The following is a 25,709-nucleotide window of genomic DNA, read 5'->3' as shown; positions in this document are numbered from 1 at the left end:
TTTAAGGTTCCACAAGTTTCAGTATTGTTCAATTTTCAAGGTCCTGCGCTGTTTGAAACAGCTTGTTTATTTTACTTCATCAAGTCCTGTTTGTCAAGTACTTTTTTGAAATTTTCTTAAACAATCTTTTCAATCAGCCGCTGTCTTTCGGACAGCTTTATTAGGATACCACATCAGGTTTGATTTGTCAACAACTTTTTTGAGGTTTTTCCAAATCTTCTGATGCTGCTTTGTCCAGCCAGGCACCCCTATTGGATATCGCCTGTGCTATTCAAAGTGGTGTTATTTTAACACATGCAAGTGTCTTCGTCAAGGGCAAAACGTGCAGAAGTCATACTTTTGTCGAATCGCACAGTTTTTATGGCTCCGAATTGGAAAAACAGCCATCATTTTGTGTTTTCTTATTCGCTTGTCAGCTCTTTGCGCATCCATTTCAAAATCTTTCGTTCGCGGCGCGATATCTGTACCTGGGTAGTACCAAGGATTTGTGCCGTTTTACTTTGGGTTTTGCCCGCATAAAAGCGCAGGCGGATGAGCTGCCGGTCGGATTCATTCAGTCGTTTCAATATTTCCGCCAAACTGATTCGTTCCGCCAATACTTCTTCCGGTGAATCCACCGGGATATCCCATTCTCTTGTTCCGTCCTCATCATCCGCCGGGGTCAGGGAGACAACCGGCATAGCAGCCTGAATGGATACCGCCACCTGCTCCGGCGTTGCCCCCAGGTTTTGTGCCAGCTGTGCCACGGTTGGCTCTGCGCCAGTCAGCTTCATCAGGCGTTCCCGTTCCGCTGTCACTTTTAATCCAAGTTCTTTGATCGAACGGCTGACCTTAACAGTTCCCCCGTCCCGGAACAGCTTTTTGATCTCACCCAAGATGACCGGCACCGCATAGGTGGAGAAACAGACCCCGCGGTCCGGGTCAAACCCATCGCACGCTTTGACAAGCCCCAGGCAGCCCGCCGAATACAATTCTTCGTATTCGATGCCGCGGCCTGTAAAGCGGCCAGCACAGGAATGTACAAGGCCAAGGTTTTTCTGGATGAACTCCGTGCGCGGTAATGTGGTAAAAAGTGCGGTGGGATTTGCGGTTGCCATATCAGCTGCCTCCCTGCAATCGGGAACGAACGTCTGCCCAGCCACTAGGCGTTGATTCGTTCCGGTTTTAGCGGGCATATCCGCAACAGTCAACAGATTCCACTCTGCTGTACTGGCTGATTCTGCCCTATGTAGGAGCGCACACGCCAAAACTCACCGGGAATCCAGGTGACGGCTCATGGTAACGCGTGTTCCCCGTCCCGGCGCAGAGGATACATGGACCCGATCCATAAAGCTCTGCATTACCGCAAAACCCAGGCCCGCGCGCTCGTCCGGGTTGCCGGTGGTATACATTGGCTCCATTGCCTTGGCAACGTCCGGGATACCAACGCCTTTATCCGATATGGTAATGCGCACATTGCCGCCCTCATACAAAACAGCCGTCATCGTAATGGGGCCGACGGTATCCGGATAGGCATGGACGATGCAGTTGGTGACAGCTTCTGACACGGCCGTTTTGATATCTGCCAGCTGCGGCACGGTCGGGTCCGCCTGGGCCAGAAACGCCGCAAGTGCCGCACGGGAAAAACTTTCGTTGACGCTGCGGCTGGCAAAGGTCATTTTGACCTGATTCAGCATTTTCATGATGTGACCTCCCCCACGATCAAACGTAATGGATATGCGCCAGGTCCAGCATGCGGCGCACGGTATCCGGTGCGTTTTGCACAACAAGCCGCCCACCCAGGCCGGACATCTGGCGTCCGCGGCCCAGAATCAGCCCCACACCGGAGGAATCCATAAAAGTAACGCCGGAAAAATCCATCGTCAGCAATTCCGGCATGCGGGCATCGATCTGCGCATCAATTTCACGCCGTAGGGCCTGCGCGGCATGGTGGTCGATCTCACCGGTCAGGTAAGCCGCCAATGTTCCCTGCGCCGGAACAAAACAAACTTTCGCCAAGGGGGTTGTCCACCTCTTTCATTTTTGGTAATAGCAGCAAAAAGCGCCCTGCTGCTGGGGTATGTTCCCAGTATACAGGGCGCTGTGCGCATATTTTGTTGGAATTGGGGTTACTTTTCCGCTTCTTTGAGCAGCAGCGGACGGGCCTGAGCAGCAAGGTAAAGGCTGCCGCACACCACCACACCAGCCAGGTTGTTTTCATCGGCGTAATCCACCGCAAGGCGGATGGCCTTTGCCACGCTGGGGGCGGCTTCGGCATCCATATGGTACTTGGCTTCCTCCTCCAGTTCTTCTGCCGTCATGGCGCGGGGGCTATCTGGCGTGACGGTAAAGACCTTCTCAAAGCAGGGGGCCAGGTTTTCCAGCATTTTGCTGTGATCCTTATCTTTCAGCAGGCCAAGGACCGCCACAAGGTTGCCGTCATATCCGGCTTCTTTCAGAGTTGCAGCAAGGGCTGCGGTGCCATCGGCATTGTGGCAGCCATCCAGCAGCAGCAACGGGTGGCGGCGCATGACCTCGATCCGTGCGGGCATTTTGGCATCCCGCAGACCGGTTTCAATCGCTTCATCGGGGATCTCGTAATGGTATTCCCGCCAGAGGGCCAGGGCAATTTCCACCGCCATAGCGGCATGGTTGGCCTGATGCTTGCCGGGGAATTGCAGCAGAGCACGATAGCCGCCGTAATCAACATAGTTTTCCAGCGGGCGGCACTTGAGCTGCTGCACATCGGCGGTATCCGGCACCACCAGCGAGGTATGCGCGTTGGCCGCGGCGGTCAGCAGCGGGCCCATGGCCTCCTCCGGCTGCTCGGGGTAGCAGACAACCACGCTACCCTCTTTGATGATACCGGCTTTTTCGGCGGCGATCTCGGCAAGGGTATCGCCCAAAATTTCGGTATGATCCATGCCGATGCGGGTAATGGCCGCAACCAGCGGCGCGGGGATGACATTGGTGGCGTCATAGCGGCCGCCAAGGCCGGTTTCCACCACGGCAAAATCACACTTCTGGCGGGCAAACCAGAGGAAGGCAATGGCGGTAACGGCTTCAAACTCCACCGGGCCTTCCCCGCCCTCAGCGATGATGGCATCGGCAGCATCCAGCACTTTCCGGGTCAGGCTGGTCAGGGTGCGCGGGGACATCATCTGTCCATTGATCTGAAAACGCTCCCGAAAATTGAGAACATACGGACTGATGGTAAGGCCCGTTTTGTAGCCCGCATGGGTCAGGATAGAAGATGTCATAGCGGCAAGGGTTCCCTTGCCGTTGGTGCCCGCAATATGGATGCACTTAAACTGCTTTTCCGGGTTTCCAAGGTGGTCCAGCAGTGCCTGCATACGCTCCAGGGATGCGCCGCTGCGGGGCAGGCGCGGCAGGGCGTGCAGGGCTTCAATCGCCTGTTGTTCTGTCATAAATATTCTCTCCTATCTGGGCTTTCGGGACGGTCATCCGCTGTGTTGATCCGGTCGGCGCGCTGCTGGCGTAGCAGCTCGGCCCGTTCGGCACGCAGGCGGCGGTTTTCTTTTTTCATGGCATGGAAAGAGGTCAGCCCGCGCACGATGAGCAGCAACAGCAGGGCCACGAACAAACCGGCAATCACACCGCCGAAGTCGATCCACACATCCCGCACGGACGAAGTGCGGCCCGGCACATACAGCTGGATGGTTTCATCCAGCAGCGCGGTCGCCATGCCGCCCAGCATGGGCCAGCTGACATGGCGCACAAAACGGCGGGTATAAACCCGCAGGCAGAGCATAAGCAGAAAGCCTTCCAGCGTGAACTCTGAAAAATGCGCCAGCTTGCGCACAACATGTTCGCTCAGCGGGCCGATATTGAGATGTGCCAGGATGGCATTGATTTTTTGCATGACCTCATGGCTGCGGGCCGACGAGATGGAGCTGGTTTCCAGCGAGTTATGAAAGATAAACAGAATGCACCAGACCAGCGCAATGGTAAAAATGATCCGGAACGCAATCAGCCACGGGCTGGTGTGTTTGTGGGCAAGGGTGGTTTCGTCCATATATTCCATATGTTACCTCCTTTGCAGCAGAATACATTGGGCACAACCGGGCTTGCGGGAATGATTCCCACCCGGCTGTGCGTTTGATTATACCATTCCGTACCGGATATGGCAACAGCCCCCGCCGGGCGGCAGGGGCTGAAACTTGTAAACTTTTTACACCAGATGGATATTATCGCTTACTGGATGAAAGCATCATGGATGGCGGCAACAGCACGGTCAGCATCGGCTTTATCAATGATCACGCTGATCTTGATCTCGCTGGTAGAGATCATATGGATGTTGATGTTCTGGCTGTAGAGAGCTTCAAACATGGTGGAAGCCGTGCCAGGGTGGCTCTGCATACCGGCACCGACAATGCTGACCTTGGCGCAGTCATTGTTGACGGTGATCTTATCAGTGCCAAAGCGGGTCTTGTTGGATTCCAGCACTGCACGAGCGGTTTCAGCTTCGCCCTTGGAGCAGGTAAAGATCACATCCTTGCAGCCAGCGCTGCCGGAAGACTGCAGAATGATATCCACGTTGATGTTTTTCTGTGCCAGCAGGCTGAACACCTTGAAGGACATACCCGGCACATCGGGAACTTCCAGGATCGAAACAACAGCGACGTCCTCATCTTTTGCAACGCCTTTGATCAGCATACCTTCCACTTTGGTTTCCTCCTTAACAACGGTGCCGGGCACCGGATTGATGCTGGACAGAACTTCCAGCTCGACGCCATACTTTTTGGCAAGTTCTACACTGCGGTTGTTGAGCACCTGTGCACCCAGGGATGCCAGTTCCAGCATCTCGTCAAAGGTGATCTCCTTCAGGCGGGTAGCCTTGGGAATCTTGCGCGGGTCGGCAGTATACACACCTTCCACATCGGTATAGATCTGGCAGCGGTCTGCATGCAGAGCGGCTGCCAAGGCAACGGCGGAAGTATCGCTGCCGCCGCGGCCCAGGGTGGTGATATCATCCGAACGGTTCAGTCCCTGGAAACCAGCTACAACTACCACGCGGTTGCGGGCCAGCTCACTTTCCACACGCTCGGTGTTCAGGCGCTTAATGCGGGCTTTGGTGTAAGCGCGGTCGGTGTTGAAGCCGGCCTGCCAGCCGGTCAGGCTGACGGACGGAACACCGATTTCCTGCAGCGCCATGGCCAGCAGCGAGATGGAAATCTGCTCGCCGGTGGCCAGCAGCATATCCATTTCGCGGTGGGACGGATCACTGGTGATCTCGGCCGCTTTGGTAATCAAGTCATCGGTGGTATCCCCCTGGGCAGAAACAACAACAACAACATCGTTGCCCTGGTTGCGGGTGTTGGCCACAATGCGCGCAACATTAAAGATGCGGTCACGATCCTTGACCGAGGTACCGCCGAACTTTTGTACGATAAGACCCATAAAGACCTCTTCCTCCCTGTTCCCTTATTCCACCGTTGCGCCTGTGTTATCGGGCAGCAGGCGGTAAACGGTAAAATGCTTTAGCTTTTCGCTCTGCGGCAGAGCTTCCTGCGCGCGGGCAAAGAATTCCTGATCGTCACGCGGGACAACCGCCATAATGGTGGGACCCGCGCCAGAAATATAAACAGCCAGCGCGCCCAGGTCCTGCGCCAGTTCAAACATTTCGTCCCCGCCGTCGATCAGGGGCAGGCGGTATTTCTGGTGCAGGGAATCCTTGGTTGCCACGCCAAGCAGGCTGTAATCGCCATCGCAGAACGCGGCGGTAGCCAGCGCGGCGCGGGACAGATTATACACGGCGTCCTTATGGCTGACCATATCCGGCAGCGCGGCGCGCGCCTTGGAGGTCAGCAGGCGGAAATCCGGTACAAAAGCGGCAAATGCCAGCTGTTCATCGATGTTCTTTTTTACGCTGTAAACCTGGCCTTCGTCATACACACTGGTAACAAAGCCGCCCAGCATGGCGGGGGCCACGTTATCGGGGTGGCCCTCAATGGCGGTGGCAAGGGTCAGCATCTGGCGGCTGGTCAGCTTGTTGCCCAGCAAAGCGTTGGCACCCAAAATGCCCGCCACAATGCAGGCAGAGCTGGAACCCAGGCCGCGCGCCATGGGAATATCATTGCGCTGGGTAATGCGCAGGCCGCGCAGCGGAATGCCCAGCTGGTCATACACAGCGCGGGCGCTGCGGTAGACCAGGTTGTTTGCCCCGGTCGGCACATGGGTGCCATCCACCGAAGAAATGCGGATGCGGTCACATTCCTCAAAGGTAAACACGTTGTGCATGGAAAGCGCAAGGCCAAGACTGTCAAACCCGGCGCCGACATTGGCGCTGGTTGCCGGTACAGTTACGGTAATCATGTTATGTGCTCCCTTCCCTGCCGGGGCTTATTCCGGCAGCTTTTTCAGCACAAGCGCCAGGCGGCCGCCCAGAACTTCCAGCTTGGCTGCCACAGCCTCCAAGTCCGCAGCCGTGGCAGCTTCGATCAGGTACGCGGCAGAATCGCCATAGTCAAACATCAGCTTGCCGGGACCGGCCACATTGGGCAGCGCGGCGGCGGGCACGCCCGCGGTGCGGATGTAATAAGAATACTTGGCGGTATCCACCAGCTGGTGATCCAGCTTTTCGGCGGGCTTCCAGAACAGACTGTCATGGATCTTGCTGCCGTCCTTCAGGGCATCGATCACATCGGCCACAACGGCGCTGGCGGTGGGCAGCTTGCCGGCGCCCTTGCCATAGAACACAACATCGCCCAGCATATCCCCCTGCATCAGCACAGCGTTAAACACATCGTTCACGCCCGCCAGCTGGTTGGACTCCGGCACCAGCATCGGCTCCACACCGGCGCTGAACGCATCGGCTGCGCCTTCAGGGTTTTCATGGTACCAGGCGATCAGCTTGATGGCGCAGTCCAGCTGCTCGGCAGCTTTTACATCCTCCACGGCCACATCGCGGATGCCGCGGGCGGGGATGTTATCCGGGTAAACATGATGCCCGCAGGCCAGGCTGCTCAGGATGGCGATCTTGCGGCAGGCATCACGGCCATCCACATCGTCGCCGGGATCCTTGGTTTCGGCATAGCCCAGCTGCTGGGCAATTTTCAGCGCGGCATCAAAGCCCATGTTTTCGCGCTTCATCTTGGTCAGCATAAAGTTGGTGGTTCCGTTCACAATGCCCTGAATCTGGCTGATCTGGTTTGCGGCAAGGCACTGATGCATGGGAGTAATGATGGGGGTACCGCCACCCACGCTGGCTTCAAACAGGAACGCTGCTTTATGCTCCCGTGCAAGAGCCAGCAGCTCTGCGCCATAGGTGGCAACCATCTCCTTGTTGGAGGTACACACGCTGCGGCCGCTTTCCAGGCACTGGCGCACATACGGATAAGCAAAGCGGGTGCCGCCGATGGTTTCCACAACGACCTTGACTTCCGGATCGTTCAGGATCACATTGATATCTTTCACAAACAGCGCTGCGTCCGGAGAATCAGAAAAATCACGCACATCCAGGATGTACTTGACCTCCACCGGCTCACCCGCGCGGCGGGCAATGGATGCGGCGTTGCGGCGGCAGACTTCCAGCACACCGCTGCCAACGGTGCCGAATCCCATGATTGCAATTTTAGCCATACTATACTCCCCTTGTTCCTTATGCGGCTGCCCGCATCCGGTATTCCGCTCTGTGCGCCTTGGCGGCGTGTGTTCACTTTCAGGTTCCGCGGTGCACTTCCACCACAAACGACTGACGGGCCAGCCGGGTCAGCATTTCCTCAACGGTCATCTGCATGGTTCCGGTGCGCACGGTAACTTCCACCTGCGCGGTACCATTTTCCGGCCGGGACTGGGTGATGGTAACAACCGATGCACCCGCTGCCGAAATACCGGAAAGCAGGCTTTGCAAAGCGCCGGTTTTGTCCAGCAGGGTGGCGATCACGGTAATGGCCTCGCGGCCGGTTTCGGCGTCAAACACATAGTCCTTGTACTTATAGAACGCACTGCGGGAAATGCCCGCCTGACGCGCTGCCGTGGAAATATTGCTCACGCTGCCGGAAGCCAGAAGCTCCTTGGCCTGCAGTACCTTAAGGAACACATCCGGCAAAGCGGAGCTATCTACCAACAAAAAACGGCGCTCGCCCATGTTGTTTCCCTCCTATGTACATGTGTATTCACAACGGGGATAATCATACCACAAGTGTGCGCGGCTTGCAAGCATTTTAGAAAAAATGTTGTGTATTTGAGCATGATGCACAACTGGCCTGTTGGTGCGGTGGAATCTTCCCGTGCTTTTATCTGTTTTTATGCGGTGGAAGTATGTCTTTCATTCGTGCACGTGCATTTGATACGCTTCTGCCCGCCTTATTAAGGCCGCAAAAGGGCAGTGCATTTTCTCCTCATCCGCATGGTTCTCGCTGCTGCCATTATAGCATGTCCTCCATTCCAATACAACAAACGGGCACAGCAGCTTTGTAAACTGCTGTGCCCGATCTGGCTTATTGAATTTTCAGACTATTGGAACTTTACGCGATCAGCCTGCCGCCGGGTCCAGAGTGTTCACGCTGGGGTCGGTCAGGGTGGAATAGCTGTCATCCGGCAGGTTGTCCTCAGTATAGTAGCCGGTCTCACCACCGCCGGATACGATCGCACCGGTGGAGGTGCTGAACTGCTTCTGCACAACGGAGTCATCATAATAGAAGTCCTTGGCAGGCTTATCGGCCTGGGCAGCTTCCATATACCGCTTAAAGGCGCGCTGGGTCGGTTTACCGTTGTTGCCCAGGGTGCCATCCACACCCCACATGCTGTAAGGCTTATCATAGCCCCACCACACAGCGGTGGAATAGTATGGAGAAACACCGGCGAAGGTATAGTCCTTAAAGTCGCTGGTCGTACCTGTCTTGCCGATGGTATCAATGCCCTCGGTTTCCGGCTTCATGCCGTTTGCCGTACCGGGCGTTTTCCACACGTTGCTCAGCAGACGGTTCATGATGGTAGCGGCTGCAGGGTCAATGGCCTGCACGGTGGTAACGCGCTTGCTGTTATCCAGGTACAGGTTGCCGTCCGAGTCATAGATCTCGGTCCAGTAGTGCGGGGTGGTAAACTTGCCGTCATTGAAAATGGAGTAAGCGCCAGCCAGCTCCACAACCGTCAGGCCTTGGCTCTGGGAGCCCAGCACCAGAGGCGCCAGGTCAACGTCATGTTCGGGATCCAGATAGGTGCAGTTGAGGGTATCATGCGCAAAGCTGAACATCTCTTCCGCACCGACATAGGAACCGATCCAGACCGCAATGGTGTTGTAAGAGCGGCGCAGTGCATCATACACCAGCATGGTGGCACCATCGCCGCCTGCACCGCCATAGTTGGTGGGCCAGTCGCGCCACACATCATCGCGGGACTGGTTGACTGCATTATACTTGTCGGTAGAAAGGCCAAGCTTCAGGCAGCGGTCGGTATCCAGCACCTGATGATCGCTCTTGAGGTAATACGGCGTATCCGCCATGGGCGAAGAATAGTTGATGATCTTGCTGTCCACTGCCAGGCAATAAGCAGCAATGGGTTTCATGGTGGAACCGGTCTGGTGGGGCAGCGTGGCGCGGTTGGTGCCGCGGTCTACTTTCTTTTCGCCCAGGCCGCCAACCAGGGCAACGATCTCGCCGCGGTGGCCATCCTCCATGCTGATGGACGCCATAGCCGCCTGAGTGCGCACGCTTTCATAGAAGATCAGGTTGCCGTTGTCATCCTGGCTGGTTTTCAGGGTGGTGTTTTCCTTATCGGCATAGACCGGCACATCATCATCCGTGAACACAGAAGAGCCGTCCGGGTTCAGCGGCAGGCCGCTCTCGTCATAGGTAATCTCGCTGTCCGCCGGGATACCGGAAGAAACCTCTTCCTCGTGCCACAGGGCCGGGAACAGCTCGCCGTCGCCGGTGTCCTCGTTCAGCATGACCTGCTCCATGGCAGACTGTGCTTTCTGGTCCAGGGTAGAGTAGATGCGCAGGCCATCGGAGAAGATCTTATCCTGTGCTTCGGCACGGGTGCAGCTTTCCTGCTCCATGATTGCCTGGGTGACATCCGCAAACAAAGCGTCATCAAAATAAGAGTTGCGGGAAGTACGGGTGACCTTTTCGGTGGCCGATTTGCTCTCGGCCAGGGTGATGGGTTCCGCCTGTGCAGCAGTGCACTCTTCATCAGTAATATATCCCTGGTTGCGCATCAAAGCCAGAACATGGTTGCGGCGCTTGAGCAGATTTTCCGGGTTGGTAGCCGGGTTAAAGCTCTTGGGATTCTTGGTGATGGAAGCCAGCTCGGCGCATTCGGCCAGGCTCAATTCCTCCACGCTCTTGCCAAAATACTCCTGTGCGCCGGCTTCCATGCCATAGATGGTGCCGGTCAGCGGGATGGTATTGAGGTAAGCTTCCAGGATGGTTTCTTTGCTGTAGCGGTTGCAAAGGCCCAACGCGCGGAAAATCTCGCGCACCTTACGCAGAACGTCCTGTTCACTATCACCGGTCAGGTTTTTGACCAGCTGCTGCTCCAGCGTGGAAGCGCCCTGCTTGGAGCCAAGCAGCGCGTTTCCGGTAAACTCGTTCAGGGCAGCGGCAATGGTGCGCTTGACGTTGATGCCGGGCTCGCTGCGAAAATCCTTATCCTCAACGGCGATGACCGCATTCTGCAGGTTTTCCGGCATGGCCGAAATTTCGCGCCAGATGCGGTTATTTTCGCCAGCAAAGGTGTTCACCTCGTTGCCATCACGGTCATACACAATGGAGGTCTGTTTGAGCTTCTGCTCATCCAGGTCCAGCTTGCCGTCCGGGTCCTCGGTCACCTGCACCACATACAGCGAAAGCAGCACCGCACCGGCGCTGGCCGCCATGACGCAAACGCACAGCAGGCAGCCAATGAACCGCATGATGGTGCCGAATATACTGCGGTGCGGCTTATTTTTTTTCTTTTTTCCGTTTTTCTTTCGGGCGGAAGTTGCGGCTGTTTCCGGGCTTTTTGCACTTTGCATGGAAATGTGCCGTTCCTGTTTGGGGTCTATGGGGACCGCCTCCTTTGGGATAATTGCGGCAGGCGCGGAGCCTGCCTGCGCCTGCACTGATACGCGGCCGCACAGCGCGGTCACGCAGATGGGCATAAAGCCATAGAATGAATTATATCACAAAGTATTGCCAAAAGTACAGTAGCAGGCAGACAATTTTCACTTTTTTACGGTTTGGGTGCCGCCAAACCGGGCATACTGCTTGCAGGAGCGTACTATTTGATTTGTGAAATTTGCGAATACCACAAAATAGAGGGAGGTTTTTGCCCATGCGTTACCAACTGCCGCGGGGCTATCGCCGCTACCTGCTGGGGCTGGCCATGCTGGCGCTGCTGTGCATTGCCGCAGCCGTAACAGTGTTTTTTGTTCCGGTGCAAAAACAGCAGCCGCAGGCGCAATACTTGTTAAAAGATAACGCCGGGCGGCTGGCCCTGTATACCCCGGACGGCACCGGTCCCCTGGCGCAGTACGATGTATACACCCGCCTGCTGCCGGAGCCGGACTGCCTGGCATTGCAGCAGGGCGTGAGCATTTATACCGAAGCCGAATTGCAGCAAAAATTGGAAGATTACGGCCTGTAGCCCCCTTTTACCCTGTCTGCGCTTGTGTTGCCGGGCATTTTATGGTACACTTCTATTTAATAAGATGTGGTAGTGTCCCCTGCGGCAAGCCGCCATCTTGAATGATTGCTGTCATTATATAATGTGTTTATTTTTGTAAGGAGTGTTCTAACTATGACCGAACAGGCAATTCTGGAAGCTGTACAGGAAATTTTCCGCGATAATTTTGACGATGATACCCTGGAAATCACCCGCGCCACCTGCGCTGATGACATTGAGGATTGGGACAGCCTGGAGCAGATCAACCTGCTGACCGCCATCGAGAAAAAGTTCAATATCAAATTCAAGCTGGCCGATGTGCGCAACCTGAAAAACGTTGGCGACCTGCTGGACCTGGTTGCCCGCATGGTGGGTTAAGATGAACCACTACACACTGGCCGAGATGACCCCCGGCCTGAGCGAAAGCTTTACCGTTACCGTAACGGAAGAGATGATGGCCCGGTTTGAAGCCATCACCGGGGATGTTTCCCCCATCCACATGGATGCCGAATACGCCCAAAAGCGCGGCTACCCCGGCCGCGTGGTATACGGCATGCTGGGTGCCAGCTTTTTCTCCACCCTGGCGGGCGTTTACCTGCCGGGCGAACACTGCCTGCTGCACGGCGTGGAGTGCAAGTTCGCCAAGCCGGTTTTCATTGGGGATACTTTGACCATTACCGGCACCGTGGTAAACGTGAGTGAAGCCGTGGCTGAAGCGGAGATCAAGGCTGTTATCACCAACCAGGACGGCAAACGGGTCACGCGCGGCATCATCAAAGCCGGGCTGGCCAAATAAAAGTGAGGGTAACTTCCATGGCATATACATATCTCATCACCGGCGCCACCAGCGATGTGGGCGCCGCACTGATTCGCCGCCTGCTGACCGAAGCCCCCGGCGAGGACCGCACCATTCTGGCACAGGGCTGCGGCGATCTGGCCCGGCTGGATGCCTTAGTGCAGCAATTCCCCGGCCGCATTGTTACCTTTGACGCGGACCTTTCCAGCCCCGAAGCGGTGGATGCCCTGTGCGCCCGCTTTGGCAAAGATTTGCCCTGCCCCACCCATTTTGTACACCTGCCGGCCCTGCCGGTGGTGAACGCCAAGTTCAAAGCGTTTGATGAAGCCCGGTTCCAGAAGGACTGGGAGATTCAGGTACATTCCGCCGTCAAGCTGTGCAAGGCGGTGTTGCCCGCCATGAGTAAGGCGAAGTTTGGCCGGGTGTTGTTTATCCAGACCAGCTACACCATTGGCTGCCCGCCCAAAAACACAGCTGCCTATGTAATGAACAAGAGCGCTATCGGCGGGCTGGTGAAAAGCCTGGCTGTGGAGTACGCCCGCTTTGGCATAACGGTAAACTGCGTGGCCCCCAGCATGATGGAGACCCACTTTTTGAAGGATACGCCGGACCTGATCGTGCAGGCCGCAGCGGCAGACAACCCAATGGGCCGCAACGCCACGCCGGAGGATGTTGCCCCGGCCATGGCGTTCCTGTTGAGCGAGGAAGCCCGCTTTATCACCGGCGTTACCCTGCCGGTCACGGGAGGTTCCGCCATTGTCTGACCTTGTGCTGCGTTTAGCCCGCCCCGGCGAGGATGCCCGCATTGCGGATTTCATCAACCAGAATTTTGACATGCGCCTGCCGCTGATCAACCGGGCCGATTTTTACCAGTTCTATTATGCCCACACGCCCGGTGCCGCCCCACAGTTTGCGCTGGCGGAGCAGGACGGCGAAATTCTGTGCGCCGCCGGGTACATTCTGGCCAACCAGAGCGAAACGCCGGACATCTGGGTTTCGGTCTGGGTTGCCGCAAAGGGCCATAACGGTGTGGGACTGGAGTTGATGGACGCCCTGTCCGGGCTTTTGAATGCCCGCGTGGTTGCCTGCAACAACATCCGCGCCAACACCTGTGTGCTGTACCACTTTTTGGGCTGGCAGGCCGAGCGCCTGCCGCATTATTACCGCCTTGGCGCACCCGGTGCAAAGGGCTGGCAGCTGGCGGTGCTGGGTCCAAATTCTGCTCCCTTGCCGGTACAGGATGACCTGCCCCTGATTCGTGTGCCGGATGCCGCTGCGCTGGCCGAACTCGGCCTGCCCCACAGCAGCCACACGCCGCATAAAGATCCCTGGTATTTGCAGCGCCGGTACTTTGCCTACCCGCACCAGAGCTATGATGTGTGGGCGGTGCAGGAAGCCGGTGCCCTGCTGGCTTACGCGATCACCCGCACCATCACAGCTGCCGAGACCGGCTGCGTACCGGTGGTGCGGCTGGTGGATTTTATCGGCGATGATGCTGTTCTGCCCCGCATTGGCGGCGCACTGGACAAGCTGCTGCACGATGCGGGCGCGGAATATCTGGATTGTTACAACGCCGGTATTCCTGCCGCCGTATGGGCCGCCGCCGGGCTGACGGAGCGGTGCGAGGACGATGGGGTCATTATCCCCAACTATCTGACCCCGCCGCTGCGGCAGAACACCGAGTATTATTACTTTACCAACCAGCCGGACGGCTTTGTTCTTTTCAAGGCTGACGGCGACCAGGACAGACCCAACCTGCCCTGCGATTGAGGATAACTGCCATGAAAATTGCATTGGTGACCGGTGCTTCCAGCGGTTTGGGGCGCGAGTTTGTGCGCCAGATTGCGGAGCAGGGCAAAGTGGAAGAAATTTGGGCCATCGCCCGCCGCCGCGACCGGCTGGAAGCGCTGCAATCCATCAGCGCGGTGCCCATCCGGGTGCTGGCGCTTGACCTGACCCGCCCGGGCGATATGGAGTACCTGCGCAACACCCTGCAGGATGAACTGCCGGACATCCGCATTTTGGTCAATGCGGCAGGCATGGGACGCATGGGTCCGACGGTGGATATTCCCGCCAAAGACAACGACGCCATGATCGACCTGAACTGCCGCGCCGCCGTGGATGTGACCGATGCGGCGTTCCCCTATCTGCACCCAGGCAGTCAGGTACTGGAGATTTGCTCCACCGCGGGGTTCCAGCCCATTCCGGGGCTGAACGTATACGCCGCCACCAAGGCGTTCCTGCTCAGCTACACCCAGACGCTGCATTACGAGCTTTCCCCTGCGGGCATCCATGTTACTGCGGTATGCCCCTACTGGGTCAAGGATACCGAGTTCATTGGCATTGCGGAAAAAGGCGGGCATGGCTTCCGCCATTATCCGCTGGCCAGCCGCAGCCAGGATGTTGTGCGCCGCGCCCTGCGGGACAGTGCGCTGAACCTGCGCGTCAGCACACCGGGGCTGGTGTGCACGCTGCACCGCGCCGCGGCAAAAGTTACCCCCAACCTGCTTTGCCTGCCGCTGGCCGACTGGCTGAGCCACGTTTGATCCAGCCTTACAATACGGAGGAATCCATTATGGAAAAGCACCAATACATCTGCCCCAAATGCGGCTGCCAGCAGTATGAATCGGACCGGCTGCAGGCCACCGGCGGGAACTTCGCCAAAATGTTTGACATCCAGAACAAAAAGTTCGTCACCATCAGCTGCTGCAACTGCGGCTACACCGAGCTGTACCGCCAGACCGGCGGCGAAGGCTGGGATTTGCTGGACTTTTTGAGTGGGTACTAAAACCGCGGGCATTCCATCCCCCCGCCTGCCGAGCGTTGCAACAGCCCGGCATCGCCCCGGTACGTTTTCAGCCTATGATTTCTATTTAGGGTGTATCTGAAAAGTCGAAAATATCGTCTATTTCTACAAGCGCAGAGCAGGGTTTTACGCTAAATCCTGCTTGTGTTTGCGAAATATCCGTCATTTTCTTTGTTTTCAGATACACCTTAGCGTTTACTATGTTTTAAGGCCCGATGCGCTTGCATCGGGCCTTAAGTTTTTATTTGCAATAAATAATAAAGTATATTCGTGTCAGCGCTTCAAAAAGCGCGATAAACAATAAAATCGCCAGCAGGGCGGGATGACCTCATCCCGCCCTGTCCCATGCCCATATGGCCCATTAAAAATGTGCAACTAACGAACATATTATTTGTGGAGCGATGCAATTTCCATTATCGCATATGCCCCAATGTATCGGAACGGTCAAGACCGTTCCCTACAGAATACCGTGTTTATCCTATCATTATTTATTGACTCTCATCTTCCGGCAGGCGATCCATCAGCCAGCCGTACACATAATCAAACACTTCTTCGCGGTTGGTTTCGTTGTGCAGCTCATGGCGGGCATCGTGCCAGATTTCGCAGCTCAGGTCCTGTACACCGGCATCCCCCAGCATGGCCCACACTTTGCGCACGCCCGCGCCGTAATCACCAACAGGGTCCGCCGTTCCGGCAATCAGCAGCACCGGCAGATCCTTGCGGATATTCTGTGCCCATTTGCGGCTGCTGACATGGCACAGGGTGGCCAGCATTTCGCGGTAGGTCGCCGCGGTAAATGGGAAGGTGCACAGCGTGTCTGCATCGTATGCCTTTACCACTTCCGGGTCACGGCTGATCCAGGCATTGGGCGAAACAGCATCCGGAATGCGGTTGCAATAGGCCCCCATATTCAGCTTGACCAGCGTTTTGGAAACATATTTTGGCCCGCGCACAGCTGCGGTCAGCGCGGCAACCGCCCAGCCCGCCTGGTTGCGGATGTGCGGACCCGCCGTGCCGCTGAAAATAGCGCCGGAGATGCTTTCCGGCCAGGTTTCGGCATACCAGCGGGCGTAAAAGCTGCCCATGCTGTGGCCATACAAAAATACCGGCACGCCAGGGAACTTTTGGTGGATGATGCCGTTCATCGTGTGCAGGTCGTTCAGCAGGTGGTAACGGCCGTGGGGCTCGCCATAATGGCCGTGCTCCCCTTTGTTTGCGGTACCGCCGTGACCCAGGTGGTCGTTGCCGGCCAGAGCTATGCCGCGCTGGGCATACCACTGCGCCATGGGGCGGTAGCGCTGTACATACTCGCACATGCCGTGGCTGAGCTGCAGCACGGCGCGCACCGGCACCCCCGGCATGGTATACATGCTGGCCGCCACGGTATGAACGCCATCGGCAGACGGGAAACGAATTTCTTCACACTGCAGTTGGGGCATAGGTCTTACCTCCGCTGTTTTGGTCTGGCCGCACCGCACAGGGCAGCACATTCACTATTCTATAAATAGTGTACCACAGTTTACCGCGCAGAACAACGCACAGCAACGCTGTTTTGCACAAAATACACCCCACAAATGCCAAAACAGCCCGCCTGAACGGTGAATATCGGGCGGGCTGTCTTCTTACAATTTCTCGGTTTCCTTGGCCGCTTTGACGGCGCATTCATCGCACAGGCCAAACACAGTCAGGCTGTAATCTTCCGGCACAATATCGGGGCAGGCATCAATCAGGGCTTTGAGCTTCGCATCCGAAATATGGATGCTTTTTACTTTTTGGCAGCTGCGGCAATACAGCTGCTGATGATCCTCCTGCGGGCCCTCAAAACGGTCTGCTTCGCCGGGGATGGAAACACGCCGCACTTTGCCAATATCAACCAACGTATTCAGGTCGCGGTAAACGGTGCCAAGGCTCAGCCGCGGGCACACTGCCCGCAGAGACGTACAGATCTGCTCCGCGGTTGGATAATCGCTGCGCGAAAGTACCTCCCGCAAAATCAGTTCACGTTGATGAGAATAGCGCATACTAAAAATCTCCTTCTCATACAATGCAGAGGAAAGAACTCGAAACATTTTCCACTTCACATTGTATACATGATTCCTGTACCTTATCATATCAAATGATATTAAAGATTGTCAATACATTAAAATGTGACGTTTTTTCGAAAAAGTTCTTGATATTTTCTTTCAAGCTAACAGGAATTGACTGTAATAATGTTGCCTTTTCTGATTATCTCGGCATTTTTCTTTTGTCATTCAGGAGATGATTTAATTTTTGACACTGTTTTTTCTTTTTGTTCAATTCCCATAAAATATTTTCATCAAAAAAATATTTTTATATTCCTATTTTGATATAGGTTATTATGGCTTTTATTGCGCGCAATTATAGTTGGCAATACCGCATAATTCTAAGTGCCGATACGGCGAGCGAGGTGCGGCAGATGCCAAGCCAAAAGCGCAGATAATACTGGATGTCTTATCGAGCATTTTGGCAACGCAGATGCCGTGCCGCAGCTGCCGGAGCGGTGCTTAAGCCGCAAGGCGGGAATTGTGCGGTGTTGCCAGTTCATTTTTTGAACTTATCACCTTTGATGCGCTGCCAGTAAGCGGCGGCGGCCTGCTCGTTTTTGTTATCGCCAAACTGGTAATACTGGCGGTCCCGGATGGCATCCGGCAGGTACTGCTGGTCCACCCAATGGTTGGCAAAGTCGTGTGCGTACTGATAATGCTGGCCTTTTACTGCGGCATCGGCGCCATCATAATGCTTATTTTGTAGCTGCCGCGGGATCGGCCCGCTGCGGCCTGCCCGCACATCTGCCAGCGCACGGTCAATAGCGGCTTCGCCCGTGTTGGATTTGGGGCTGGTCGCCACCAAAATTACCGCGTCCGCCAACGGAATGCGCGCTTCCGGCAGGCCCAGCATGTTGGCAGCATCCACAGCCGCTTTTACGATCGGGATGATCTGCGGGTAAGCAAGGCCAACATCCTCGCAGGCGCACACCATCAACCGGCGGCAGGCGCTGGGCAGGTCCCCCGCTTCCAGCAGCCGGGCCAGATAGTGCAGCGCTGCATCCGGGTCCGACCCGCGCATCGACTTCTGATAGGCCGAAACAATATCATAATGGTCATCGCCCTCTTTATCGTATCGCATGGCGGTACGCTGGGCCACCTGCGTGACCATTTCCAGCGTAACCAGCCGCGTGCCATCCTGCACGGGGGCTGCGTTGACGGCAAATTCCAGGTTGCCCAGCGCCTTGCGCATATCGCCGCCCGCGCTTTGGGCCAGGTATTCCAGCGCATCCACCGGGATGTTGACCGGCGTACCGTCACTTTCGCCCAGGCGCTGGGCGGCGTGTTTCACGCCTTCGGCAATATCCTCTGCCGTCAGGGATTTGAACTCGAACACTGTGCAGCGGGATAACAGCGCGTTATATACATAAAAGTATGGGTTCTCGGTCGTGGAGGCAATCAGCGTCACGGTTCCCTGCTCCACGCATTCCAACAGGCTTTGCTGCTGGCGCTTGTTGAAATACTGGATCTCATCCAGATAGAGCAGAATTCCGTTGGCGGCATGCAGGGTGCCAATATCGCCCAATACGCTTTTGATATCGCTGGTGGAAGCGGTAGTACCGTTCAATTTATACAGCCGCATACCGCTGTTGGCCGCAATAATGCTGGCCACGGTGGTTTTGCCTACGCCGGACGGGCCGTAAAAAATCATATTGGGGATCACGCCTCTGTCAATGGTGCGGCGGAACACCTGGCCGGGGGCCAGGAGATGGCGCTGGCCGCACACTTCATCCAAAGTGCGCGGGCGCAGGCGTTGGGCAAGCGGTTCCTTCATGGGGGTACTCCTTTATGTTACCTTTATATATAAGGAAATATATTCTAAACTTCATTCCAAGTGGCAGACATGCACCGACGCTCAAAATCCTTTGTGAGCAAAAAATTATGTTCGCGTGCCGCCCCGGCATGAGAAGGTAGGTTTTTGTGAGGGAGCAAGGGGCAGCGGCCCTTCTTTTGAAGCTTTGCAGCGTTAGAAGGCGGCACCATGCTACTTGCATTATAAACGCTATCTGTGGTAGAATCAAGCCGTAAGCCCCGCCGGCCCGCGCGCCGGGAAGTGATAAAAGAGAGTGTGACCCCCATGGAGATTCATGATAAAAAACAGCTGGCCGCCATCTGCATTGAGCGGCTGAAAAAAGAATACCCGCTTTCGGACTGTACGCTGGATTACGAGCACGCCTGGCAGCTGCTGGTGGAAGTGCGCCTTGCTGCACAGTGCACCGATGCCCGCGTGAACGTTGTGGTACAGGATCTGTTTGCCAAATACCCGAATGTGGCCGCTTTGGCCGCCGCGGAGCCGGAGGAAATTGAAGAGATCGTGCGGCCCTGCGGACTGGGGCGCAGCAAGGCGCGGGATATCAGCGCCTGTATGCGGATGCTGCGCGACAAGTATGACTGCAACGTGCCCGATGATTTTGACGCCCTGCTGGAACTGCCCGGCGTTGGCCGCAAAAGTGCCAACCTGATCATGGGCGATGTGTTCGGCAAGCCCGCCATTGTAACGGACACCCACTGCATCCGGCTGTGCAACCGCATTGGGCTGGTGGATAACATCAAGGAACCCAAAAAGGTGGAAATGGCGCTGTGGAAGATCATTCCCCCGCAGGAGGGCAGTGATTTCTGCCACCGGCTGGTGGACCATGGCCGCGCCGTGTGCACCGCACGCACCACACCGTATTGTGAGCGCTGCTGCCTGCGGGATGTGTGCCGCTATGCGCATGAAGAAGGCAAAGCGGACTGAAGCAAGGAACGCACTACATCGCACCACGCCTTTTATTTGCCTGCTTTTTTATAAAACACTTGGTTTTTGGCTTTGGGGTATGCTATAATAAGAGTACGACTTTTGCGGCCTGCACCGGCACGCACAGGAAAGTAGGAACCCGATTATGGCAACCAAACATCCCGACAGCGCCCCCCGCCTGGGTGGCGTATTGATTTCTAACCAGGTTGTGGCCGAGCTGCTGGAGCAGCTGCGCAACGGTATTTGGCAGGATACCGACCATCTGCCGCCCGAGCTGGAGCTGGCCAACCGGCTGAACGTAAGCCGTACCGTTGTGCGCGATGCACTGAGTGAACTGGAACGTGCCGGCTACATTGAGCGCGTGCGCGGCATTGGCACCGTGATCAACCGCGATGTGGTCAACCTGGCCCGCCGCATGGACCAGAAGTTTGAATTCACCCAAATGATCCGGGCGCGCGGCATGCAGCCCAACAGCGACGATCTGCGGGTATCGCGCCACACGGCAGATGCCGATGCAGCCCAGGCACTGAACATCAGCCTGGATACCCCGGTTTATTACATCTGCCGCCGGGTGCTGGCGGATAACACCCCAGTATTATTTTCTACCGATATCGTGCCATGCTCGCTGTTCGGCACCACCCGCACCGATGGCATTGACTTCACCCGCCCCATTTTCGATATTCTGGATGAAGCGTGCGGAATTCAGATTTCCAGCACCATTACCCATCTACGCGCCGCCATGGGGGACCCCGCCGTGCGCCATGCCCTGGCCCTGCAGCGTGATCAGGCCTTGTTGGAATTGAGCGAAACCTGCTATTCTCGCCTGTGCCGCCCGGTGCTGCGCTGCCGCACTTTTTATACGGACTTTTTTGATTTTGCACTGGTGCGCAAGCTGGTGTAAATCCACTTTTCTCCCGCAGGACCTGTTTACAAAGCAGGGCTGCGGGATTTTTTATTTGGTACAAAATTTCAAAAGTTCACAAAATCTTCTCGATAGCAGCACTGCGCCGTGGTATAATAACGTTAAAGACATCATTTACGATACGACCGGAGGGCTTATTTGTATGTGCACTGCTGCAACGTACCAGACCAAAGATTTTTATTTTGGCCGCAACCTGGACTATGAATTCGGTTACGGCGAGACCGTCACTTTTACCCCGCGGCACTATCCGTTCCAGCTGAACGGCCTTGGCGTGCTGGACCAGCACTATGCCATTTTGGGCATGGCCTGCGTGCAGAATAACTATCCCCTGTATTACGATGCCATCAACGAAAAAGGGCTATGCATTGCCGGGCTGAACTTTGTGGGCAACGCCTGGTATTGCAAAGATGAACCCGGCAAAGATAATGTTGCCCAGTTTGAGCTGATCCCCTGGTTGCTGGGCCGCTGCGCTACCGTACAGGATGCCCGCACCCTGCTGGACCGCATGAACCTGGTGGATACCCCGTTCTGCGAAGGGATGCCCGTTGCCAGCCTGCACTGGATGATTGCCGATAATCATGAGTGCATCACGCTGGAATCTACCAAAGACGGCCTGCATGTATATGATAACCCCGCCGGTGTGCTGACCAACAACCCTCCGTTCCCCATGCAGCTGTTTGCTTTGAATAATTATATGCAGCTTTCCCCAAAGGCAACCGGCAACCACTTTGCACCCAACGTGCCGCTGAACGCTTACAGCCGCGGCATGGGGGCCATGGGTCTGCCGGGGGATCTTTCGTCTCAGTCGCGGTTTGTACGGGCGGCTTTCGTGCGCGCCAACTCCCGCTCCGGGGAAAGTGAAGCAGAAAGCGTGAGCCAGTTTTTCCATATTCTCGGCTCGGTAGAGCAGCAGCGCGGCTGCTGCGAGCTGGACAACGGTAAGTACGAGATTACCCTGTACACCAGCTGCTGCAATGCCGACAAAGGCATTTATTACTACACCACCTATGAAAACAGCCAGATCACCGCTGTGGATATGCACAAAGAGGACATGGACGGTACCGAGCTTGTCAGCTATCCGCTGGTAAAAGAGCAGCAGATCCGTTGGATGAAGTAATTTTTGTCGCTATTTTCTTTTGCCTGTAGGGTCCCCGCCCGGCCACACCGCTTTCCTGCCGGATTGCCCACTTTATCATTTCTATGGCAATACCGCACAATTCCCGCCTTACGGCTTAAGCACCGCTCCGGCGGCTGCGGCACGGCATCTGCGTTGCCAAAATACTCGATAATACACAAAGTATTATCTGCGCTTTTGGCTTAGCAGCTGCCGCACCTCGCTCGCCGTATCGGCACTTAGAATTATGCGGTATTGCCCTATAAGAATATATAACCCCGCCGCCCGGATGCTGTGCACATTCCGGGCGGCGGAGTTTGGTTTTTGCTGCTTTATTTGCTACGGTATTCCCGCGGGGTCATGCCATAGCGGCGCTTGAACAGGCGGTTAAAGTATGAAAGGTTATCAAACCCCACCCGGCCTGCGATATCCAGCACGGTGGCGTCCGTAATGCGCAGCAGTTCTGCGGCAAGGTTCAGCCGGTGGTCGTTCAGGTAGGCGGTAAAGCCCTGGCCGGTCATTTTTTTGAACCAACGCATAAAATGGCTTTGGCTGCATCCGCAGGCTTCGGCGGCGTCCTCAATCCGCAGCGGGGTAGCATATTCCGCTTCGATCAGCTGCAAGACCGTTTTCAGGCGGCGGGTGTCAGTAGTATCCGCCGGGAGCGGGGTGCCGTGCTGGCCAATCAGGATGGACAAAAACCGCAGCAGCGCCCCTTTGATGGCCAGCTCATACCCGGCGGTTTTTACCTTGTTGGCTTCCTCCGCTTCCTGCAGGCAGGCCGCCGCCTGGGGATAGCCCGCCTCGCCGGGGATGATGCGCGGCTGCAAAGCCATGCGGCCGCTTTGCAGCGGCAAAAGGTAGCGCTCGGCGCACAGATCATCCGCACCACCCAGCAGCTCCAGCTCAAAAATGATATTTTCGTATTCCATCACGGCCTGGCCGCGCTGGTGCAGGGCGTGGAGGGTGCCGGGGGAAAAAATGTAAATATCACCCTGCTCCGCCGGGTAAGCGTTCACACCGACCTGCACGATTCCGCTGCCTTTTTTAACATAGACAAGTTCCATACTGTCGTGCCAGTGCAACGGCACCTGCAAAAAGTCCCCCGGTATGGTGCAGGGGTAGATATTAAAAGGGAACCGCACCGCACCATGGTGTTTGGTTTCCCGCAAGCGTTCCTGGTTTGGCATGTTGTAGCCCCCTTTTGCATTCCTGATGCTTGTATTGTACCACAATCCGGCAGAATTGCACAAGAATTTTACCGATTTTGTATGATATTCTGGATATAGCAAGAGGAAGTGCGGGCCGCACCGCAAGCTTCCCCACTTGAGGCCTGAACCAAAGGCGATAGCAACGCCTTGGCCTCTGCAAATTAATTTTTTAGGAGGAACCCGCTATGCAGACCATGACGGAAACTTTACAGAAGCTGATCGGCAAGCCCCTTGTCGAATCCACCGACCAGGAAATTTACCTTGCCCTGCTGGATCTTGTGCGCAGCAAGAGCGCCGCACAGGTACGCCCGGTCAACGGCCGCAAGCTGTATTATATTTCGGCTGAATTTTTGATCGGCAAACTGCTTTCCAACAACCTCATCAACCTCGGCTTGTATGATGATGTGCGTGATGCCCTTGCTGCCGCAGGCAAGAGCCTTTCCGACATCGAGGAAGTCGAGCCGGAGCCGAGCCTTGGCAACGGCGGTTTGGGCCGTTTGGCTGCCTGCTTCCTGGATTCTCTGGCAACGCTGAACCTGCCGGGCGACGGCATCGGCCTGCGTTACCACTTTGGCCTGTTCCACCAGAGCTTTGCCGACGGCTTGCAGAACGAACTGCCGGACCCCTGGCTGAACGAACATTCCTGGGCGGAAAAGACCGATATCACCTACCCCGTCACCCTGGCAGGCAAACCTTACACTGCCCGGCTGTACAAACTGGCCGTGACCGGCTACGAGGGCCGCACCAACACCCTGAACCTGTTTGACCTGGACACCATTGATGAAAGCATTGTGCATGACGGCATCCAGTTCGATAAAACCGCCATTGCCAAAAACCTGACCCTGTTCCTGTACCCGGACGATTCCGACGAAGCAGGCCGCATGCTGCGCATCTACCAGCAGTACCTGATGGTCAGCGCCGGTGCCCAGCTGATTTTGGCCGAATGCGCCGCCCGCGGCTGCAACTACCATGACCTGGCCGATTACGCCGCCATCCAGATTAACGATACCCACCCCAGCATGGTTATCCCCGAACTGATCCGCCTGCTGGGCGAAAAGGGCATCGAGTTTGACGAAGCCGTCAAGATCGTAACCGACACCTGCGCTTACACCAATCACACCATCCTGGCCGAAGCGCTGGAAACCTGGCCGCGCAGCTATCTGGACAAAGTTGTGCCCCAGCTGATGCCGGTGATTGAAAAGCTGGATGCTGCCGCCAAAAAGCGCACCAATGATACCGGCCTTGCCATCATTGACGCCGACGACCGCGTGCACATGGCCCACATGGACATCCACTTTACCCATTCCACCAACGGCGTTGCCGCCCTGCACACCGAAATTTTGAAGGAATCCGAGCTGAACGGCTTCTATAAGCTGTACCCGGAAAAGTTCAACAACAAAACCAACGGCATCACCTTCCGCCGCTGGCTGCTGGAATGTGACCCCGCACTGGTCAAAGAGATTGAATCCCTGATTGGCCCCGGTTTCCGCAAGGATGCCGCCGAGCTGGAAAAACTGCTGCCCTATGCCGAGGATGCCAATGTGCTGCAAAAGTTCTCCCAGGTCAAGGCCGACAACAAAAAAGCCCTGGCTGACTGGCTGGAGCACACCCAGGGTGTGAAGGTTGACCCCACCGCCATGTTCGATATCCAATCCAAGCGCCTGCATGAGTACAAGCGCCAGCAGCTGAACCTGCTCTACCTCATCCATCAGTATTTCGAGATTCGCGCGGGTCACACCCCGGCTGTGCCGCTGGTGAGCATTTTTGGTGCCAAGGCCGCCCCAGCTTACATCATCGCCAAGGATATCATCCACGCTTTGCTGACCCTGTCCAAAGTGATTGCCGCTGATCCGCTGGTGGCCCCCTGGCTGCAGGTCGTGTTTGTGGAAAATTATAACGTGACCGCCGCCGAAAAGATGATCCCCGCCTGCGATCTTTCGGAGCAGATCAGCCTGGCCTCCAAGGAAGCATCCGGCACCGGCAACATGAAGTTTATGCTGAACGGCGCTTTGACCCTTGGCACCATGGACGGCGCAAACGTGGAGATCAGCCAGCAGGTTGGCAACGAGAACATCTACATCTTCGGCCAGACCTCCGGCCAGGTCATCCACCGTTATGCTGCGGGCGATTACAACCCGGCAGACTGGTACGAGGGCGACCCCAACCTGCGCCGTGCCATCGACTTTTTGACCGGCCCCGAAATGCTGGCCGCCGGCAAGGAAGAAAACCTGGCCCGTTTGCAGCATGAACTGAAAACCAAGGACTGGTTCCAGACCCTGCCCGATTTCAACGCTTATGTGGTGCGCAAGGGCCAGGCTTTGTCTGATTATGCCTGCGACCCGCTGGGTTGGCGCCGCAAGTGCCTGATCAATATCTCCAAGGCTGGCTTCTTCTCCAGTGACCGCACGATTGCAGAGTACAACAGCGATATCTGGCACCTGGGCGAATAATTTCCCGCCTGCCCCACTGCG

25 protein-coding genes are annotated in these 25,709 nt (G+C 56.2%); 11 read left to right on the top strand and 14 right to left on the bottom strand.

All coding sequences use genetic code 11. The annotated features are described in order from the left end of the window. Positions 1–401: 401 nt before the first annotated feature. The 10 genes from PG062_RS06510 to PG062_RS06465 all read right to left on the bottom strand — a co-directional run bounded on the left by PG062_RS06510 (position 402) and on the right by PG062_RS06465 (position 10,957). Positions 402–1,097, bottom strand: coding sequence for a sigma-70 family RNA polymerase sigma factor (locus PG062_RS06510; RefSeq protein ID WP_113999986.1), 696 nt, complete (start codon positions 1,095–1,097; stop codon positions 402–404). A 153-nt stretch (positions 1,098–1,250) separates the two neighbouring features. After that, on the bottom strand, positions 1,251–1,682 hold the full coding sequence (gene spoIIAB, locus PG062_RS06505; RefSeq protein WP_113999987.1) for an anti-sigma F factor: 432 nt from the start codon (positions 1,680–1,682) through the stop codon (positions 1,251–1,253). A 19-nt stretch (positions 1,683–1,701) separates the two neighbouring features. Further along, complete coding sequence (locus tag PG062_RS06500; RefSeq protein ID WP_113999988.1) at positions 1,702–1,998, bottom strand: anti-sigma factor antagonist; 297 nt, start codon at positions 1,996–1,998, stop codon at positions 1,702–1,704. Positions 1,999–2,108: 110 nt separating this feature from the next. Then, the gene (locus PG062_RS06495; RefSeq protein ID WP_270751649.1) at positions 2,109–3,407 is read right to left on the bottom strand and encodes a bifunctional folylpolyglutamate synthase/dihydrofolate synthase; all 1,299 of its coding nucleotides are present in this window, start codon (positions 3,405–3,407) and stop codon (positions 2,109–2,111) included. Then, entirely contained in the window at positions 3,404–4,024 is a 621-nt protein-coding gene (locus tag PG062_RS06490; protein WP_113999990.1) for a VanZ family protein, read from the bottom strand. The genes PG062_RS06495 and PG062_RS06490 overlap by 4 nt, the downstream gene beginning before the upstream one ends. 170 nt (positions 4,025–4,194) lie before the next feature. After that, on the bottom strand, positions 4,195–5,400 hold the full coding sequence (locus PG062_RS06485) for an aspartate kinase (protein ID WP_113999991.1): 1,206 nt from the start codon (positions 5,398–5,400) through the stop codon (positions 4,195–4,197). 24 nt (positions 5,401–5,424) lie between these two features. Further along, a complete protein-coding gene (gene thrB, locus PG062_RS06480; RefSeq protein WP_270751648.1) occupies positions 5,425–6,315 on the bottom strand; it encodes a homoserine kinase in 891 nt (296 codons plus the stop codon). A 27-nt stretch (positions 6,316–6,342) separates the two neighbouring features. Then, positions 6,343–7,581, bottom strand: coding sequence for a homoserine dehydrogenase (locus tag PG062_RS06475; RefSeq protein WP_270751647.1), 1,239 nt, complete (start codon positions 7,579–7,581; stop codon positions 6,343–6,345). Positions 7,582–7,660: 79 nt separating this feature from the next. Next, entirely contained in the window at positions 7,661–8,089 is a 429-nt protein-coding gene (locus tag PG062_RS06470; protein ID WP_113999994.1) for an ACT domain-containing protein, read from the bottom strand. 387 nt (positions 8,090–8,476) lie between these two features. Then, on the bottom strand, positions 8,477–10,957 hold the full coding sequence (locus tag PG062_RS06465) for a transglycosylase domain-containing protein (RefSeq protein ID WP_270751646.1): 2,481 nt from the start codon (positions 10,955–10,957) through the stop codon (positions 8,477–8,479). A gap of 299 nt (positions 10,958–11,256) precedes the next feature. Here PG062_RS06465 and PG062_RS06460 point away from each other — a divergent pair, with 299 nt between their 5' ends. From PG062_RS06460 to PG062_RS06430, 7 genes are all read left to right on the top strand, one after another. Then, on the top strand, positions 11,257–11,568 hold the full coding sequence (locus PG062_RS06460; RefSeq protein ID WP_113999996.1) for a hypothetical protein: 312 nt from the start codon (positions 11,257–11,259) through the stop codon (positions 11,566–11,568). 153 nt (positions 11,569–11,721) lie between these two features. After that, positions 11,722–11,964: an acyl carrier protein gene (locus PG062_RS06455; protein ID WP_113999997.1), complete on the top strand. Its 243-nt coding sequence runs from the start codon at positions 11,722–11,724 to the stop codon at positions 11,962–11,964. Position 11,965: 1 nt separating this feature from the next. Then, on the top strand, positions 11,966–12,382 hold the full coding sequence (locus tag PG062_RS06450) for a MaoC family dehydratase (protein WP_270751645.1): 417 nt from the start codon (positions 11,966–11,968) through the stop codon (positions 12,380–12,382). 17 nt (positions 12,383–12,399) lie between these two features. Continuing rightward, positions 12,400–13,146, top strand: a complete 747-nt coding sequence (locus PG062_RS06445; protein WP_270751644.1) for an SDR family NAD(P)-dependent oxidoreductase — start codon at positions 12,400–12,402, stop codon at positions 13,144–13,146. Then, positions 13,139–14,152: a hypothetical protein gene (locus PG062_RS06440; protein WP_270751643.1), complete on the top strand. Its 1,014-nt coding sequence runs from the start codon at positions 13,139–13,141 to the stop codon at positions 14,150–14,152. The genes PG062_RS06445 and PG062_RS06440 overlap by 8 nt, the downstream gene beginning before the upstream one ends. An 11-nt stretch (positions 14,153–14,163) precedes the next feature. Further along, positions 14,164–14,928 carry an SDR family NAD(P)-dependent oxidoreductase gene (locus tag PG062_RS06435; RefSeq protein WP_114000001.1) on the top strand — a complete coding sequence of 255 codons (765 nt, stop codon included), beginning with the start codon at positions 14,164–14,166 and terminating at the stop codon, positions 14,926–14,928. Positions 14,929–14,957: 29 nt separating this feature from the next. Then, the gene (locus tag PG062_RS06430; RefSeq protein WP_270751642.1) at positions 14,958–15,170 is read left to right on the top strand and encodes a zinc ribbon domain-containing protein; all 213 of its coding nucleotides are present in this window, start codon (positions 14,958–14,960) and stop codon (positions 15,168–15,170) included. Positions 15,171–15,676: 506 nt separating this feature from the next. On the opposite strand, the gene PG062_RS06425 is transcribed toward PG062_RS06430, so the two are convergent. The 3 genes from PG062_RS06425 to PG062_RS06415 form a co-directional block, all read right to left on the bottom strand. Continuing rightward, positions 15,677–16,627, bottom strand: a complete 951-nt coding sequence (locus tag PG062_RS06425) for an alpha/beta fold hydrolase (protein WP_270751641.1) — start codon at positions 16,625–16,627, stop codon at positions 15,677–15,679. Between the two features lie 183 nt (positions 16,628–16,810). Beyond that, positions 16,811–17,209, bottom strand: a complete 399-nt coding sequence (locus tag PG062_RS06420) for a Fur family transcriptional regulator (RefSeq protein ID WP_270751640.1) — start codon at positions 17,207–17,209, stop codon at positions 16,811–16,813. 541 nt (positions 17,210–17,750) lie between these two features. Beyond that, the gene (locus PG062_RS06415; protein WP_114000005.1) at positions 17,751–19,028 is read right to left on the bottom strand and encodes a replication-associated recombination protein A; all 1,278 of its coding nucleotides are present in this window, start codon (positions 19,026–19,028) and stop codon (positions 17,751–17,753) included. A gap of 303 nt (positions 19,029–19,331) precedes the next feature. Between PG062_RS06415 and PG062_RS06410 the strand changes: the two genes are divergently transcribed. The 3 genes from PG062_RS06410 to bsh all read left to right on the top strand — a co-directional run bounded on the left by PG062_RS06410 (position 19,332) and on the right by bsh (position 22,030). Continuing rightward, positions 19,332–19,991, top strand: a complete 660-nt coding sequence (locus PG062_RS06410; RefSeq protein WP_270751639.1) for an endonuclease III domain-containing protein — start codon at positions 19,332–19,334, stop codon at positions 19,989–19,991. A 145-nt stretch (positions 19,992–20,136) separates the two neighbouring features. Beyond that, positions 20,137–20,892, top strand: a complete 756-nt coding sequence (locus PG062_RS06405; RefSeq protein ID WP_270751638.1) for a GntR family transcriptional regulator — start codon at positions 20,137–20,139, stop codon at positions 20,890–20,892. Between the two features lie 163 nt (positions 20,893–21,055). Then, the gene (gene bsh / locus PG062_RS06400; protein ID WP_270751637.1) at positions 21,056–22,030 is read left to right on the top strand and encodes a choloylglycine hydrolase; all 975 of its coding nucleotides are present in this window, start codon (positions 21,056–21,058) and stop codon (positions 22,028–22,030) included. 329 nt (positions 22,031–22,359) lie between these two features. On the opposite strand, the gene PG062_RS06395 is transcribed toward bsh, so the two are convergent. Then, entirely contained in the window at positions 22,360–23,217 is an 858-nt protein-coding gene (locus PG062_RS06395) for an AraC family transcriptional regulator (RefSeq protein WP_270751636.1), read from the bottom strand. Between the two features lie 206 nt (positions 23,218–23,423). Between PG062_RS06395 and glgP the strand changes: the two genes are divergently transcribed. Further along, a complete protein-coding gene (glgP, locus tag PG062_RS06390; RefSeq protein ID WP_270751635.1) occupies positions 23,424–25,688 on the top strand; it encodes a glycogen/starch/alpha-glucan family phosphorylase in 2,265 nt (754 codons plus the stop codon). Positions 25,689–25,709: the final 21 nt, after the last annotated feature.

Origin of the sequence: Gemmiger qucibialis (assembly GCF_027689445.1) — a bacterium.
In the GTDB taxonomy this organism is placed as follows: domain Bacteria; phylum Bacillota; class Clostridia; order Oscillospirales; family Ruminococcaceae; genus Gemmiger; species Gemmiger qucibialis.
This window is presented reverse-complemented; position numbering and strand designations above follow the sequence as displayed.